Annotated in this window: 18 protein-coding genes; 5 read left to right on the top strand and 13 right to left on the bottom strand. The window is 50.0% G+C overall.

The window, feature by feature from the left end:
• Positions 1–43: 43 nt before the first annotated feature.
• The 3 genes from IE094_RS13995 to IE094_RS13985 form a co-directional block, all read right to left on the bottom strand.
• A complete protein-coding gene (locus IE094_RS13995) occupies positions 44–1126 on the bottom strand; it encodes a TRAP transporter substrate-binding protein (protein ID WP_189641327.1) in 1083 nt (360 codons plus the stop codon).
• 195 nt (positions 1127–1321) lie between these two features.
• The gene (locus IE094_RS13990) at positions 1322–2317 is read right to left on the bottom strand and encodes an endonuclease/exonuclease/phosphatase family protein (RefSeq protein WP_189641326.1); all 996 of its coding nucleotides are present in this window, start codon (positions 2315–2317) and stop codon (positions 1322–1324) included.
• 94 nt (positions 2318–2411) lie between these two features.
• Positions 2412–2855: a VOC family protein gene (locus IE094_RS13985; RefSeq protein ID WP_189641325.1), complete on the bottom strand. Its 444-nt coding sequence runs from the start codon at positions 2853–2855 to the stop codon at positions 2412–2414.
• A gap of 105 nt (positions 2856–2960) precedes the next feature.
• Between IE094_RS13985 and IE094_RS13980 the strand changes: the two genes are divergently transcribed.
• A complete protein-coding gene (locus IE094_RS13980; protein WP_189641324.1) occupies positions 2961–3266 on the top strand; it encodes a hypothetical protein in 306 nt (101 codons plus the stop codon).
• Here IE094_RS13980 and IE094_RS13975 read toward each other — a convergent pair.
• Complete coding sequence (locus IE094_RS13975; RefSeq protein WP_189641323.1) at positions 3263–4222, bottom strand: NAD(P)-dependent oxidoreductase; 960 nt, start codon at positions 4220–4222, stop codon at positions 3263–3265. The two genes, IE094_RS13980 and IE094_RS13975, sit on opposite strands and share 4 nt — an antisense overlap.
• A 173-nt stretch (positions 4223–4395) precedes the next feature.
• On the opposite strand from IE094_RS13975, the gene IE094_RS13970 reads away from it, so the two are divergent.
• Positions 4396–5307, top strand: a complete 912-nt coding sequence (locus IE094_RS13970) for a pirin family protein (protein ID WP_189641322.1) — start codon at positions 4396–4398, stop codon at positions 5305–5307.
• Here IE094_RS13970 and IE094_RS13965 read toward each other — a convergent pair.
• Positions 5304–5675, bottom strand: a complete 372-nt coding sequence (locus tag IE094_RS13965) for a hypothetical protein (protein ID WP_189641321.1) — start codon at positions 5673–5675, stop codon at positions 5304–5306. The two genes, IE094_RS13970 and IE094_RS13965, sit on opposite strands and share 4 nt — an antisense overlap.
• Positions 5676–6060: 385 nt before the next feature.
• Here IE094_RS13965 and IE094_RS13960 point away from each other — a divergent pair, with 385 nt between their 5' ends.
• A complete protein-coding gene (locus IE094_RS13960; protein ID WP_189641320.1) occupies positions 6061–6414 on the top strand; it encodes a DoxX family protein in 354 nt (117 codons plus the stop codon).
• 65 nt (positions 6415–6479) lie between these two features.
• Here the strand turns inward: IE094_RS13960 and IE094_RS13955 are convergent, their stop codons facing one another.
• The 4 genes from IE094_RS13955 to lepA form a co-directional block, all read right to left on the bottom strand.
• Positions 6480–6707: a hypothetical protein gene (locus IE094_RS13955; protein ID WP_189641319.1), complete on the bottom strand. Its 228-nt coding sequence runs from the start codon at positions 6705–6707 to the stop codon at positions 6480–6482.
• 88 nt (positions 6708–6795) lie between these two features.
• Positions 6796–7350 (bottom strand): PhnA domain-containing protein, encoded by a 555-nt coding sequence (locus tag IE094_RS13950; RefSeq protein ID WP_189641318.1) that lies wholly within the window; start codon positions 7348–7350, stop codon positions 6796–6798.
• Between the two features lie 195 nt (positions 7351–7545).
• A complete protein-coding gene (locus IE094_RS13945; RefSeq protein WP_189641317.1) occupies positions 7546–8355 on the bottom strand; it encodes a DUF3800 domain-containing protein in 810 nt (269 codons plus the stop codon).
• Positions 8356–8518: 163 nt separating this feature from the next.
• Positions 8519–10318, bottom strand: coding sequence for a translation elongation factor 4 (gene lepA, locus IE094_RS13940; RefSeq protein WP_189641370.1), 1800 nt, complete (start codon positions 10316–10318; stop codon positions 8519–8521).
• A gap of 286 nt (positions 10319–10604) precedes the next feature.
• Between lepA and IE094_RS13935 the strand changes: the two genes are divergently transcribed.
• The gene (locus IE094_RS13935) at positions 10605–10913 is read left to right on the top strand and encodes a hypothetical protein (protein WP_229802362.1); all 309 of its coding nucleotides are present in this window, start codon (positions 10605–10607) and stop codon (positions 10911–10913) included.
• Position 10914: 1 nt separating this feature from the next.
• On the opposite strand, the gene IE094_RS13930 is transcribed toward IE094_RS13935, so the two are convergent.
• The 3 genes from IE094_RS13930 to rpmB form a co-directional block, all read right to left on the bottom strand.
• The gene (locus tag IE094_RS13930) at positions 10915–11364 is read right to left on the bottom strand and encodes a low molecular weight protein-tyrosine-phosphatase (RefSeq protein ID WP_189641316.1); all 450 of its coding nucleotides are present in this window, start codon (positions 11362–11364) and stop codon (positions 10915–10917) included.
• Between the two features lie 18 nt (positions 11365–11382).
• A complete protein-coding gene (locus tag IE094_RS13925) occupies positions 11383–11841 on the bottom strand; it encodes a copper chaperone PCu(A)C (protein WP_189641315.1) in 459 nt (152 codons plus the stop codon).
• 118 nt (positions 11842–11959) lie between these two features.
• The gene (gene rpmB, locus IE094_RS13920; RefSeq protein ID WP_189641314.1) at positions 11960–12244 is read right to left on the bottom strand and encodes a 50S ribosomal protein L28; all 285 of its coding nucleotides are present in this window, start codon (positions 12242–12244) and stop codon (positions 11960–11962) included.
• A gap of 266 nt (positions 12245–12510) precedes the next feature.
• On the opposite strand from rpmB, the gene hrpB reads away from it, so the two are divergent.
• On the top strand, positions 12511–14973 hold the full coding sequence (hrpB, locus tag IE094_RS13915) for an ATP-dependent helicase HrpB (protein ID WP_189641368.1): 2463 nt from the start codon (positions 12511–12513) through the stop codon (positions 14971–14973).
• Here hrpB and IE094_RS13910 read toward each other — a convergent pair.
• Positions 14970–15950, bottom strand: a complete 981-nt coding sequence (locus tag IE094_RS13910) for a DMT family transporter (RefSeq protein WP_189641313.1) — start codon at positions 15948–15950, stop codon at positions 14970–14972. The genes hrpB and IE094_RS13910 overlap by 4 nt on opposite strands.
• Between the last annotated feature and the right edge of the window lie 85 nt (positions 15951–16035).

Below are 16035 nucleotides of genomic sequence, written 5' to 3'. Positions count from 1 at the left end.
AGACAGTTTCCTGTCTCGGCCCAGATTTCACTAATCTAAAAACCTAGCGGTTCAAAACGCGGTTACGTTTTTGAACATACGCCGTGTCAGACAACGCAGTCCAAGCACCGATTTCGGCGCGCGCCTTAAGGTGGCTGTCGTAAATGCGTTTCGACAGATCAGAGTGATCACGTGCTTCTTCGATCACTTCTTCTGCTGCTTCGCCAAAGCCTTCGTAAACGTCATCGTTAAATTCACGAAGCTCAACACCGTGATCATTGATCAAACGTGTCAAATACGCACCGTTGTTGGCATTTGTTTCTGCCATTGTTTGGGTGTTTTCTTCTGCTGCCGCAGCCGTGATAATCGCCTTGTGATTATCTGACAAACCATCCCAGAACGCTTTGTTAAAGCCAACACACAACTGTGCGCCCGGCTCGTGCATCCCTGGGAAATAGTAATATTTCGCAGCTTCATAAAACTTCATGAAGTAGTCATTGAATGGGCCAACCCACTCTGTCGCATCAATCGCGCCAGAAACAAGGTTTTCATAGATTTGACCACCAGGCAATGAAACAGGTGATGCGCCAATTTTGGCCAAAACATCGCCGCCCAAACCAGGCATACGCATTTTCAGGCCCTTCATGTCATCAAGGCTGTTGATTTCTTTGTTGAACCAACCGCCCATTTGAACGCCGGTGTTACCCATTGCGAGAGCTTTAACGCCAAATTCCGCGCCCAATTCATCCCACAATTCTTGACCACCCGCATAACGCGTCCATGCGTCCATTTCTGTGTATGTCAAACCAAATGGAATTGCCGTAAACGCCGCAAAACCAGGGTGTTTACCTTTCCAGTAGTAGTCCGCACCGATGTAACCTTGTGCGTTACCAGAGGCAACTTCGTCAAAGCTATCAAATGCACCAACACGTTCGCCAGCGGCGTAATATGTTACTTGAATTTCACCATCTGTCAGTTCTTGAATACGTGCAGCAAAACGTTGCGCTGGCAGACCCAAACCTGGAAAATCACGTGGCCATGTAGATACCAAAGCCATCTCGATTTTGCCTTGCGCCACGGATGGTGCAGCAAGAGTTGTTGCGGCGCCAGCAACAGCAGCGCCCGTTAAAAATTTCCGACGTTCCATTAAATTCCTCCCTAGGATACGGGAACATTTTGCGTTCCTCGCAGCTTCGTCATCATGCTATCATAACAGCATGCGCAGAGGGTAACGAAGTTTCGCGATAAGGCAAGTCTCTGATTTCGTTACGTCAAAATTTTATCGATCTTTTACACGCACTGCGTGTAATCCGTAATAATGTCCTAAATATTGGGCAACTGTTCAAAACTGAAGCAACATCCACAACGGGCGGTGATCGGATATATAATATTTTGCACAGGTCCGCCAATATGATGGTGCACTTGCGTTCCAAATTTCACCAAAAACCACCGCATCAAAATCAAAAACACCAGTATCAATCGTTTGTTGCACCAAACCGGGCGTGACCGCGATTTGATCGTAATCATGCGAATCCGAAACATTCGTGGGGATTCGCGTTTCATGTTGGGGCAATCGCAAACCACGATCCAACAATGCCGCAAAAATCGGGTCGCCATCCGTTGCATGGGGTAAATTGAAATCACCAACGGCCATAATATTTTTGGTCCATGCGTTTTTTGATTTGCGACGCAAATCACACCAGCGCGAAATGGCATATGCCTCTAACTGGCGTTGTTTAAGCGATAACGCACGGTTTTGCGCGCTATCCTGTGGGCCGTATAACAAATGACAATTCGCCATCAACAAACGATGGTTTTCGATTTCAAAACTACATAACAGCGGATTGCGGTTATACCCCTGAAACGCCAGATCAGGCAGCCCGTCAACATCATCAAAATGGATGTTATCTCGATCAGATTCAACAACACCAACCTCGCCCATTTTCGCACCCAACGATACACGCCGCGTGTCAAAGACATAGGCCGCACGTTCGCCATTCCCCGCCTTATCATTAAAAATATATGAAAAATGATTGGGCAGAATCGCGATCAGTTTTTCAAAATCAATCAGATTATCCGCAACCTCTTGGATAGCGATAATTTCAAACCAACTGATCATTTCACCGATAACAGCAATATCAATATCACGCCGTTTATGCTGACCAAAATTTGCGATATTCCATGTGGCGATCAAAACATGCCCCGCCTGCCCCACATCGGGGATTTGGCGGCTATTGGCAGGATCTGCGTGCACGCGATCACGATGCGCGCGCAGCGCAGCCACCTGCGCCGCGGGATCAAAAATAAATTCTGGATTTGGCTTGGTCAAGGAACGCATAGCACCACCATAAAAGAACCCGTGGATTTAACCACAGGTTCGCCGTTTTCCAAAATCCAAAGGGCGGATTAATTTTGTAAATAAGTGCGCCCGATCACCAATCGCCAATATTTTCCATCGATGCCCAAGGTTCGGCCGCGGGCAATGCGTCACCTTCTTGGATCAATTCAATGGAAATATTGTCAGGCGATTTAACAAACGCCATATATCCATCGCGCGGTGGGCGGTTGATGACAACACCCGCATCGGCCAGTCGCTGACAGGTTTCATAAATATTATCAACACGGTACGCCAGATGCCCCCAGCTACGACCCGTTTCTAATTTTTCATCACTGTCCCAGTTATATGTCAATTCCAATTCAGGCGCTGCCGTTTCGCGCGATGTCGTTTCATCTGCGGGTGCAGCCAGAAAAATCAGGGTGAATTTTCCAGCGGGCACTTCCTTGCGCCGCGTTTCCGTCAACCCAAATTTATTGATCCAAAAATCCAGTGATTCATCCAGATCGCTCACACGGACCATCGTATGCACATAGCGCATTTTGCCATTCCTTTTTGCAATTTCACTCCACCCTAACGCGGGGATGATTGCAGGGTCAATTCAGATTTATTTGACAATTCTGTGTATGGTCGGCATGGATGCGCCATGACATTTTATCAAATCATCGCCGCCAGTTTCGCCATCACAATTGCACTGGTCTTCTTGCTCGAGCGTTTTGGGAATATGCGCGAAACCGCGCTGTTAAAACGCAGCGTGTTCTACGTTCTGGCGATCGCCTTGGTGGCGCTTGTGATTTGGTACGTTTTGCAATTGTTGCTCTCGCTTCCACCAATGACACAGGCACTTGATGTGCCTGCGATCATGCTTGGAATGCTCGCCGCTCTTGGATTTCGCAACGCGATTGGCATTATCAAGGATCGCGCCGTAAAGAAAAAGCAGGGGCGCGGTTAACCCCGCCCTGTTGGGATCACCTCGTACCCCTGTTCTTCGGGTTCATCATCTGTCATTTCTGCGGGGAACCCTGGTGCCGTGATGTCCAACCCAGTGGCCTGTTCCAAACGTTTGATAATGTTGGGTGATAATTCGCGCTCGCCAAATCGCGCAATGCCATCCTTGAATATTTTAATCATCAAGGGGTTCATTTCCAATGGCACGCCTGCACGATCCGCTACGTCTTGGAACAATCCAATGTCTTTCAATACCAGATCCATTGTGAAACTGATGTCACGCGATCCGTTCAGGATTACTTGGCCTTCGGTTTCATGCACAAAACTGGTGCCCGACGAAATCGCCATCGCCTCGTATGCAGTGTTCAAATCCATTCCCGCACCTTTGGCAACGGTCAATGCTTCGCACACCGTGATCAAATTGGCGGTTGCGAGATAGTTGGTAAGCACTTTTAACACCGACGCTGTACCCAAATCACCCGTGTGCAATACGCGTCGTCCCAATGTGGTCAGGATCGGCAAAACCCGTTCAAAGGTGGCGCGATCACATCCCGCAAAAATACTAATGTTGCCTGTATCGGCGCGATGGCACCCACCCGACACGGGGCAATCCACCGCCGCACCACCTGCTGCGATCACCTTGGCACCCAGACGTTTAACCTCTGCTTCATCGGTTGTTGACATTTCAAGCCAGATTTTGCCCGCCCCAATAGATTGCAACAAACCATTGTCGCCCTCAACCACAACCGCACAGGCCGCCGGTGATGGGAGGCAGGTAATCACAACGTCACAATCGCGCATCAATTGCGCAGGGCTTTCACCCGCCTTGGCACCGCGTTCGACAAACCCCGCGACCAAATCCGCATTTAAATCATGTACCGCTAAATCAAATCCGTTTCTCAGCAAACTACCCGAAAGTTTACCCCCAACATTCCCAAGCCCGATAAATCCTATTTTCATGAAATCTCTCCTGTTTTTCACAGCCTGATAAACACGAGATATGATTGCAATACCAATTCCGACAGATCGCATCGTTTCCAGTGTCGCAACACTGCATTTCCATGTATTTAATGTAAAAATTATCGCTGATGCGCTATCTCTGTGGCAAGCTCACATATGAAAGGAACACAACTATGTCTGTACGTCCTGTAAAATCAACCAGCCTTGCCCAACCCACGATGGAGGGCGCTGGCGTATCATTGCACCGCGCATTTGGGTTTCACGATCCAACCTCGCTTGATCCATTTCTGCTGTTCGACGATTTTCGCAACGAAGATCCGAGCGGTTATGAAAACGGATTTCCATGGCATCCCCATCGCGGGATAGAAACCATTACCTATGTCCTGTCGGGCGAGGTCGATCATGGCGACAGCCTTGGCAATACCGGTACGCTTGGCGCGGGTGATATCCAATGGATGACATCTGGGTCTGGTATCATGCACCAAGAAATGCCCCGTGGTAACGCGAATGGGCAAATGCATGGCTTTCAACTTTGGGCGAACTTGCCATCAGATTTAAAAATGACCGCACCGCGTTACCAAGACGTCGAAGCCAAGGAAATCCCCGTGATCCAAGAGGATGACGGAACCGTGGTGAAGGTCATCGTAGGATCATTCTGGGGCAAAACCGGCCCTGTTGATGGCATCGCCGCCGATCCACAATATCTGGATATTTTTGTGCCAGCGGGTGTGAAAAAAACATTTCCTGTCGATACCTATCGCAAGGCATTCGCCTATGTGTTTGAGGGATCAGGCATGTTTGATTATGCCTCCACCCCTACAGGTGTTTTGCTGGAAAAAGAGGTGTTCGGCCAAGAAGTTAACATTCGCGATATGTCGGGCAACCGCACATTGGTGAAATTTGACACAGGTGACAGCGTCACCGTGCAAGCGGGTGAAGAAGGCATTCGATTTTTGCTCATTTCTGGCAAACCGATCGAGGAACCCGTTGCGTGGCATGGCCCAATTGTGATGAACACACGCGATGAATTACGCACGGCGATTAGTGAATTAAACAACGGCACCTTTATCAAGCCCGCGCATTAAATCACGCCAACAAATCGCGCAAAAGCAAAGATCAGGGCGCAGGCCAGCAATAGTTGTAAAACAAGGCTTGCGCCCCATTGAAACCTTGCACGCGAACGATCCGCTTGTAAATCTACACCACGCGTTTGGCGGATAACATTGTCCCGCGCGGACTTGATCCGATTTTGATCAACAAAACGGCGAAATTTTGGATGCTTAAGCTGTTTTTCAGCCTCAAGCAAATAGGCCGCATCTTTGCGCGCCCGGCGCGGCAAATATTGTCGCGCCTGTTTTAATTTACGCTCAAACCCGTTGCCGTCTGCCTCGAATGTTTCCTCCAAGGCCTTCGAAATATCGGTTTTCGCGCGTTCGATGTCGTGTTCAGCCATGTGTCCCCCAAGACCAAATCAAACAGATCACCAAGGTTAACGACAGATGAACATAATCACAAGATAAGCTATGGCATATGATGCTCCAAATAATCCCCTTCCATAAATTTGGTGTGATTACTGTCGTTAACCACACCACAAGCGCTGCATACAAACAGGCAGATACTCAGAACCCAAACAACACGCATAAGACACCTTTTGTACACAGCTCGCACTTATGTCGGCGAAGGTCATTAACACAGGGTAAAAACCAGCCCTGCGAGCGTTTCCCATTTTACGAAAATCCTATTTATCCCAAAATCGGCAAAGCATCACCGACCCTGAAAACCGCAGTGGAAATTTCAATATTTTGCCGATATATTCAACGTCAAATAAGGATAAATAAATGCCCCAAATGTTCGCCAATATTCCCAAAATTATCATTACTTTGGTCTTGCTTGGCGCAGGTGTCGCCAAACTATCTGGTAACCCTATGATGTTGGAAAGTTTCACTAAATTGGGATTGCCGGATTGGTTTGGCGCGTTTATTGGCACCTGCGAAGTTGCTGGCGCCATTGGGATTTGGATACGGCGCATGGCGGCGCCTGCCGCGCTTGGCATTGCGTTTATTATGGTGGGGGCGATGTATTATCATTTGTCGCACACACCCATGCAACAAGGCATCCCTGCCTTGGTGATTTTTCTTTGCGCTGTTTATACATTTGTGCGCGAACGCTATCACGCGTTTTGGGCGGGATAGATCACGTTAAGAGAACGCTATAGAATGTGATAAGCGGCCTCGCTTACCACATTGATTTATAACATTTATTCAAGAACAGGTTCAGGGGTTCCACCGCCAGAGTCATCGGATGCGATAACGGCGGCAACAACCGCGAGCAACAACAGCGGAATGATGATGTTACCAGACCCGCGCTTGGCCTCTGGTTGGGCCTCTACGATCATGGGCTCAACATCGGGTTCGACCAAGCTCCCCGCAAGGGCGGCGTGAGCGGAAAACAAGGCAACAACAGCAACTGAGAATAGTTTACGCATAGCAATCTCCTTTGGTTAAAGCACCAAGGATAGTGAAACATAGCCCAAATGGAAGTGACACAAATCACACATTGAATGTGCGTCAATCCTACTTTTTCTTGACGAATTCCGTAAGGATAACAATACGTTGCCCCTCTACGCGCCCTTCGATATGGGCGGGGTTGTCTGGCACCAAGGAAATGCCACGCACCGCCGTGCCGCGTTTGGCGGTAAAGCCAGCGCCCTTGACGGGTAGGTCTTTTATCAACACCACATTGTCGCCGTTTTCAAGCACGGCACCATTGCTGTCTTTGTGGTCGGATGCGCGAATGACGCCCGATTTTGCCCATGCCAAATTGTCATCATCAAGATAGATTTGATCCATCAAATCGCGTGCCCAAGCGGCGTCTGACAGGCGATCCAACATGCGCCATGCGAGGACCTGAACAGGGGCGTGTTCGGACCACATTGCGCTGGATAAACAGCGCAGGTGATTTTCATCCATGTCGCCATCAATCATCGGTGTGCAGGTAGCACAAAGCAACACCCCTGTGTTCGCCGTTCCATCGGGGTTTGGCCCCACAGGATAAGGCGCAAGATCGATTTGATCTGCGCAAAATTCACAGGCATTTTCCGAACGGTTTTGAAGTGTCGCGAGTGGCATATCGATCCCCTTTTCACACCCGTGCTAACCCGCCCGCGCCCAAATGGGAAGCGGTGTTTTTAGGCTCGGGTTTAGGTGTCGGACAAGCGTCGGACATCCGTAGGACATATGGCGGACAAGTGGGTGGCAGGGATTGGTGGAATGTTTTGGAGAGATTTCGACGGAACGCCTAGCCTTGGGTGGGTGCTAATGCAATCATTTCTTTCCGACACGGTTATACAATTTCAAAAAATACTGTTCCTCACATTCATCTAACTTTAACTGTCGTGGCCCTTTGAAAATATTTAACCCGAAGTTAGCAATACCTCCCGTGTCCTTGTCTTTCCAAAACTTGTTTTTCAACTCTCTGAAATATCTTTGTTCAGGAGTATAAAAATTCGCAGGTGAGTAATTCACCATTTGGTAACAACTGTATGCTACTAAGTCAGCTATGGAGAGTAACTCTTCGTCCGATTTGTCTAACGCTTCGATTGAAAAAGGTTCTATATGTTTAAGTAAAGCAGCATTTTTATCTTTTGGATGTTCCCTAACAATGGACAAATATTTTCTCATCTGAGAGTAATTATGACCGCGCATTTTTTCAAATTTTATGGATATGTCTTCGCTGGCAATTTTCTCAACCTCCAGAAAATGGCATAGCCTTTCCAGCAAAATTTGAGAGCATTTGTTGTAGTATTTTTGCGCCTGTCCTTTACCTTCGATATTTTCCTTATAATCTTCGAGTGTTTCTTTCTTGCTGATCAACGCAAAACACTGAAGACGAAGTTTGGATATTTCGCGCGCGAAGTAAGCAACTTGAACGTGGCTCATCTCTTTACAGTGAAGGTCTTCTCTTTTTAGAATGGACTTGATTGCATCCAGCTTGTCGCGATAACGATTGAGGTGAGTATCTGGGATCAACACGCCCCCCATCGTCATATACTCAGTAGCGCCGCCTCTTTCTTTTGTGCGAATTTTATCGAGCCCTTGGTCGCCGCTCTCATCGATAAAGAAATGGTATTTCATAAACTATCCTAAAAAGAAAATGTTTACGAATACTCAACCAAAAGTATACCACCCGTGGAAACCACGGGTCGCGCCCGACCTCCCCCACGGGAGGGCGCTTTGCACCCACCCGAGGTCGGGCGCGTCCCTTTGCAATTGAAATAACAATTACGCCTATGCGCAGTTAGTCATCCATCTTGAGCGCAGAAATAAACGCCTGCTGTGGGATTTCGACTTTACCGAACTGACGCATCTTTTTCTTACCTGCTTTTTGTTTATCAAGCAGTTTGCGTTTTCGCGACATGTCGCCGCCGTAACATTTGGCGGTCACGTCTTTGCGCAGGGCCGACAGGGTTTCGCGGGCGATGATGCGGCCACCGATGGCGGCTTGGATTGGGATTTTGAATTGGTGTTGGGGGATCAATTCCTTGAGCTTTTCCACCATAGAGCGCCCGCGCATATCGGCGCGGTCTTGGTGCACCATGATTGATAGCGCATCAACGGGTTCGTCATTGACCAAGATTTGCATCTTGACCAATTTATCCTCGCGGTAGCCATCCATTGAATAGTCAAATGATGCATAGCCTTTGGTCACAGATTTCAAACGGTCGTAGAAATCAAACACCACCTCGTTCAATGGCAGGTCATAGACCACCATCGCGCGTGTGCCCGCATATGTCAGGTCAAGCTGAATACCACGGCGATCTTGGCAGAGTTTCAACACATCACCCAGATATTCATCAGGCACCAAAATGGTCGCCTTGATGCGCGGTTCTTCGATATGATCAACATGCGTGAGATCCGGCATATCGGCGGGGTTGTGCAAATCCACAACCGTGCCATCGCGCATGTGGATGTGATAAATCACGGATGGGGCTGTTGTAATCAGCTCGATATCATATTCGCGTTCCAGACGGTCGCGAATAACCTCAAGATGCAGTAGGCCAAGGAAACCACAGCGAAATCCAAAGCCAAGTGCAGCGGACGTTTCCATTTCGGTGCTAAATGATGCGTCATTCAAGGACAGTTTGGAAATTGCTTCGCGCAGGTCTTCGAATTCGGCGTTATCAACGGGAAACAGGCCACAAAACACAACGGGTTGTGCAGGTGCAAAACCCGGGAGTGGTTTTTCACATCCCTTTTTTTCATGCGTGATGGTGTCACCCACACGGGTATCGGCCACCTGTTTAATTGATGCGGTCAGGAAGCCAAGCTCGCCTGGTCCCAATACATCGATATTTTCCATCTTGGGGCGGAACACGCCAACACGATCCACAGGATATGCGGCGTTGGTGTTCATCATGCGGATTTTGTCGCCCTTGCGCAGATGCCCATCAATGACGCGCACCAAAACGACCACGCCCAGATAGGCGTCATACCAGCTATCGACCAGCATCGCCTTGAGCGGGGCATCAGGATCGCCCTTGGGTGCGGGCAGACGTGTGACGATGGCCTCGAGCACATCCGCGATGCCGATGCCTGTTTTCGCGCTAATGTGCACCGCATCGGTGGCATCAATGCCAATCACGTCTTCGATTTGTTCGGCAACACGATCAGGATCGGCGGCGGGCAGATCGATTTTATTGAGGACTGGCACGATTTCATGATCAGCCTCGATTGCATGGTAAACGTTTGCCAATGTCTGTGCCTCGACTCCTTGGGAGGCATCAACAACCAGCAACGAACCCTCTACCGCGCGCATAGAGCGGGACACTTCATAGGCGAAATCAACGTGGCCGGGAGTGTCGATCAGGTTGAGGACATAATTTTCGCCATCGTTCGCCTTGTATTCGATGCGAACAGAGTTTGCCTTGATCGTAATTCCACGCTCTTTTTCGATATCCATCGTGTCCAGCATTTGTGCGGACATGTCACGTTCGGCCACGGTTCCCGTGAGCTGAATCAAGCGATCAGCAAGCGTGGATTTGCCGTGGTCAATATGCGCCACGATGGAAAAATTGCGGATTTTTGATAGGTCTGTCATGGACAGGGATATGATACGGATTTGGGGTTTGGTCAATGGGTATCATGCGCAAAATCCACGCATAAAACAAAGGGGTTTTGGGGTGGTTTGGTGATCGGCTGGGTTGATTTGCGCTAAATCTAGCGGCGCGGTGGGGTTCGCCCCACGAAATATCGGGATTTACATCAAAACCACAGCGGCAAAACCTTTTATTTATAAGGGCTTGCGCGAAGAATCTGAGATATGCCATAGTTACGCCATCAAAAGCGCCGAGAAAGAGCGCATGGCAGGCAAAGGGAATATCCCCATGAAGACAACAATGAAACCCATCGCGGCAATCGTTGCGCTGTTGGTTTGCACCAATCCGTTATCCGCTGGTGTGATCGAACGTGCGTGTAATAAAATGGACCGCAAAGCAGCAACGCGCAGCACATGTAGCTGTGTTCAACAAGTGGCAAACCAAAAGCTATCTTATACAGATCAGCGCAAGGCGGCGAAATTTTTCAAAGAACCGCATCTGGCACAAGTGATACGCCAATCGGACAACGCTGCGAATGAAAAATTCTGGCTGCGTTACAAGGCGTTTGGTACAACCGCTGGTCAGGTTTGTTCTTAACCTAAGCCTTGAGCGATGCGATCAGGCCATTGCTGGCCTGTTCAACCATGTCCAACACCACATCAAACCCGTCATTGTAATAAGGGTCGGGCACCTCGCGGTGTGGGTTTTGTGGCGCGTAATCCATAAATAATTTTATCGTGGCACTGGCACCGTTTGGTGCCATTTGGCGTAGGTTTTGCAGATTGCTGTTATCCATCGCCAAAATCAAATCAAAATCGGTAAAATCACCCGCCGACACTTGGCGGGCGCGCAGATCAGACAGATCGTATCCTCGCTTTGCCGCCATCGCGGATGCACGCCGATCAGGTGGGTTCCCAATATGCCACGCCCCCGTGCCTGCGCCATCAACCACAACATCCAGCCCCGCATCCGCGGCCATTTGGCGAAATACGCCGTGGGCGGTGGGGGATCGGCAGATATTGCCAAGACAAACGAACAGAATACGCATGGCGCGATGGTGGCGTGATTAGCGTTCTAAATCAACGGGCACGGTCAATTTTACATCGCCTGCGTGCTCGAATGTCAGAGTGAAATCAACCGTGTCACCCTGAACCAGCCCGCGTTGCAGACCCATCAACATCAGATGATCACCACCGCGTTTCAATTCAATTGTTTCACCTGCGGCGATTGCAATGCCATCTTCCAATTCGACCATACGCATCACACCGTCCGCTTCGTGGATATGGGAGTGAATTTCGGCCATCGCAATGGGGGATTTCACCGCGATCAATCGGTCATCGTGGCCGGTGTTATTACGGATTTGCATGAATGCACCGCCTGCCTTGGCGCTGGCACCATTGGCGCGTGCATAGGCATCTTTGACTATCATTTCTTTGGGGGCGTTGCCTGTAAAAACAAAAACGATCGCGGCGCATAAAATTGCGGATGCGATGACCACACCAAATGTATTTTTAAAATTGCTCATGAAAAATTCTCCTTTAGCGCCATAGCTAATCGGCCCATATAGAAAGAGAAACACGACAAAATGAAGCGGCCCCACAGTTTCCCGTGAGGCCGCCCAAATTCATCATTGAAAAGCGTGCTTATGCAGCAGCTGCTTTTGCAATGTCTTTTTTCACTTTCAACGCTTTTGCTGACAATTCAACATCTTTGGCTTTGGCCAAATAAGCGTCCAAACCACCACGGTGATCAACAGAACGCAATGCAGATGCAGATACGCGGAATTTGAATGAACGACCCAGCGTATCGCTGATCAATGTCACATCATTCAGGTTCGGCAAAAAGCGACGTTTTGTTTTGTTGTTCGCATGGCTGACGTTATTGCCAGTTTGCGGTGATTTTCCAGACAGTTCACATACGCGAGACATTGGACATTCCTTTGCTTTAACCTTGCGGTGCGCGCGACCAGACCCCTGCCCGACTGCGCCTAAAATTCGAAGCCTTCCTTTAGGCCGCTTCGCGACACCCGTCAAGGGCTGTGCGATAACAACCTGCGGGTTTTGCCAAAAACCTTGCAGATTCTATGGGAATCCACCTACGGGTTACTGTGAAATTCAGACAAATCATGAATTTAACAAAGAATCAATGGCTAGGCTCTTTCACCCACACTGGGTTTCGCATATCTGTTGCCCCCATGAATTTACCAATTGAATCCGTACTGCCCGCATTGATTGACGCGGTAAAATTGCACAATCGTGCGGTACTGCAAGCGCCTCCGGGGGCGGGTAAAACCACGCGGGTTCCGTTGGCTTTGCTGGATGCCAAATTGTTTGATGGCAAAATTATCATGCTGGAACCACGCCGATTGGCAGCACGTGCCGCCGCCGAACGGTTAGCTGAACAATTGGGTGAAACCGCGGGGGAAACCGTGGGTTATGCCATGCGCGGTGAACGCAAAATTGGCAAGTCCACGCAGATCGAGGTTGTGACAGAGGGCGTGTTAACCCGCATGATCCAGAACGATCCAGAACTTGCAGGTATATCTTGTATCATCTTTGATGAATTTCACGAGCGTAGTCTGCAGGCCGACTTGGGGCTCGCACTGTGTTTGGAAATCCGCGCAGCCCTACGCGATGATCTGTGCATTATCGCCATGTCCGCCACATTGGATGCAGGCCCCGTTGCCGCATTGATGGATAATGCCCCGATGATCACATCAGAGGGGCGCGCATACCCCGTGGAACAGCGTTTTTTGGATAAACCGTGGTCACGCCCCAATCAGCGCGGGCCGCGGTTTGAACAGGCGATGGCGGATTTAATTATACAAGCGGCGAGTGAAACCGATGGTTCGATCCTTGCGTTTTTACCCGGTGAAGGGGAAATCAGACGGGTTCAGGCATTAGTAGAGCCGACGTTAAAACCCACACTGGACACCCGCCCATTGTTTGGCGCGATGCCATTTGCCGAACAACGCCGCGCCATTGCGCCAAGCAAACGGCGCAAATTGGTACTTGCCACGAGCATCGCGGAAACATCGCTTACGATTGAAGATATCCGCGTGGTGGTGGATGGCGGGCGTGCACGACGCGCCGCATTTGATGCAGGTTCTGGCATGTCGCGCTTGATCACCGAACGCGTGACCAAGGCCGAGGCCACCCAACGCCAAGGCCGCGCGGGGCGTGTTGCAAGCGGCATCTGTTACAAGCTTTGGACACGGGGCGAAGATGGCGGATTACAGCCATTTCCCTTGCCTGAAATTTTATCGTCCGATCTGTCGGCACTGGTGTTGGAATTGGCCGCTTGGGGTACGGTTGATCCAAATGACCTACCGTTTTTGACCCAACCGCGCGAAACGGATTTTCAAAATGCCCAAGGTTTGTTGCGCCAAATCGGGGCACTTGATGCGCAAAATCGTATCACGGATCAGGGTCGCAGAATTGCCGCCATGCCAACGCATCCACGATTGGCACGTATGTTATTGAACTCCGACAAAGGCGGCGAAAGGATTGCCGCATTATTGGAATCGCGCGATGTGTTAATGGCGGGTGCGCCCAGCGACTTTTCCCTGCGTATCGAGGCATTTCAAAACCCGCGCACATTTGAACAAAACCGCCCCTTTCGGATCAATCGCGGCGCATTGGAACGGGTACGCGTGGATACCAAGCGATTACGTGCAACGGGTTCACGAGATTTAAGTGCCGCGCAAATGGCAGCACTTGCATATCCAGATCGGATCGGATTGCACCGCGCCGGCGATGCGCCACGGTTTTTGTTATCAGGTGGCAGTGGCGCATTTGTGAATGACGACGACCCGATGGGTGCCGAGCGTTTAATCGTCGCCAGTGATCTGGACGGCAAACAGAAAGAGGCACGCCTGCGCATGGGCATCGCGATAAGTGAGAGCGAATTGCGCGATGTATTTGGCGATGATTTTGAAACCCGCAACATTTGCACATGGTCAAAACGCGATCGCCGCGTACTGGCCAAAAGCCAAACTTGTTTTGGCGCATTGGTATTAAGCGAGCAAAATTGGCGCGATTGCCCCGATGATAGGATCGCAACCGCACTGTTGGATGGCATTCGCGAACTGGGATTACAGGTGTTGCCGTGGGATCAATCAGCACGCTTTGTTCAAGCACGCATTGAATGGCTGCGTGCGCGTGGCAGCGATCTGCCCGATTGTTCCGATGATGCGTTGCTGGATGATATGGAAAACTGGTTGCTGCCCCATATGTACGGGGTGAAATCCATTGATGGATTAAAATCACTGGTGATGACGACGATTATCAAATCGCGGTTGGAATTCAGCCAACAGCAATTGTTGGACAACCTTGCACCCGCCGCGATCAAGGCACCAACGGGTACACGCCTGCCTGTGGATTACAGCGCCGATCAGCCCCGCATCGCCGTGCGATTGCAGGAATTGTTTGGCATGACCGTTCACCCAACCGTGGGGCCAGATCGTTTGCCATTAATCATTGATTTATTATCACCCGCACGCCGCGTGGTGCAAACCACGGCGGATTTGCCCAATTTTTGGGGCACATCATATGTGGACGTGCGCAAAGACATGCGTGGGCGATATCCCCGCCACCCATGGCCCGAAGACCCCACCGTGGCAGAGGCGACAAAACGGGTGAAACCACGCGGAACCTAGGGGGTGGTTTTATCCTCGGTTTCTTTGTTTTTATCACGGCGCAAAATTTGGCTGACGCGCAGATTAGCACCCATTTCAAAACGTGAGCGCGTGCGCAACACAGGTGTGTTTTTCGAACCAGACGTGGATTCGCGCAATACGATATAAAGACCACTGGCGATGATCACCGCCGCACCAATGATTGTTGGCATGTCCAACACCTCGTTAAACAGGACATAGCCAAAAATCGTCGCCCAAATGATTTGCGAATATTGCATGGGTGCAACGATCACCGCCTCGCCCGTGCGATAAGCGGCAATCATAAACATCGTTGCAACCGTACCCAGCAAAGCCACCAAAAATTGCAGCCCCAGATGTTCAATCGGCATGGGTTTGTAATAAAATGGCATCAATATCGCCATTAAAACAAAGGTGGCAATCATGGGATAAAGCAAAAGAACGACAACGCGTTCCTCTTGTCCGATTTTGCGCACGATAATGGATGCGGTCGCACCACCCACGGCCGCAACCAATGCCGCCAAATGACCCAGTTCAAGCGAAACATCACCTGGGCGCAGGACGATCAACACACCGCAAAGCCCGACCAGAACCGCCATCCAACGACGAATGCCCACAGCCTCGCCCAAGACAGGGATGGACAGCACCGTGATAATCAACGGCATGGAAAACAAAATCGCATAGGCCTGCGCAAGTGGTAACAACGCAAAGGCAAAAAATGCCCCGATCCCCCCCATCACCGCAGCCAATGTGCGCAGCGCAGTCCACCATGGATGCACCGGCAGCAACGTCCCCGGATTGGCATCGCGCATGAGCATTAAAGTAACGAGTGGAAAGCCAAACAAGACGTTGAAAAACGAAACTTGGAACGGAGCGTAATGCGCGCCAAGCACTTTAACAATCACGTCATGGGTTGCAAAAATAGCGAATGCGCAGAGCGCGAGCATGGCTGCTTTGCCGTTGGATTTTTGTTTTGTCATTGGGCAAGGCACCGCTGGAGGAATAATCAAATGCGAACTTGCGCAAAAACATGTTTTTAATCAAGGGCGCGAGCATATAATTTTT

This window comes from Paramylibacter ulvae, assembly GCF_014652655.1.
In the GTDB taxonomy this organism is placed as follows: Bacteria; Pseudomonadota; Alphaproteobacteria; order Rhodobacterales; family Rhodobacteraceae; genus Amylibacter; species Amylibacter ulvae.
Note: the sequence above shows the minus strand (reverse complement) of the source record. Positions and strands in the feature narration are given on the sequence as shown.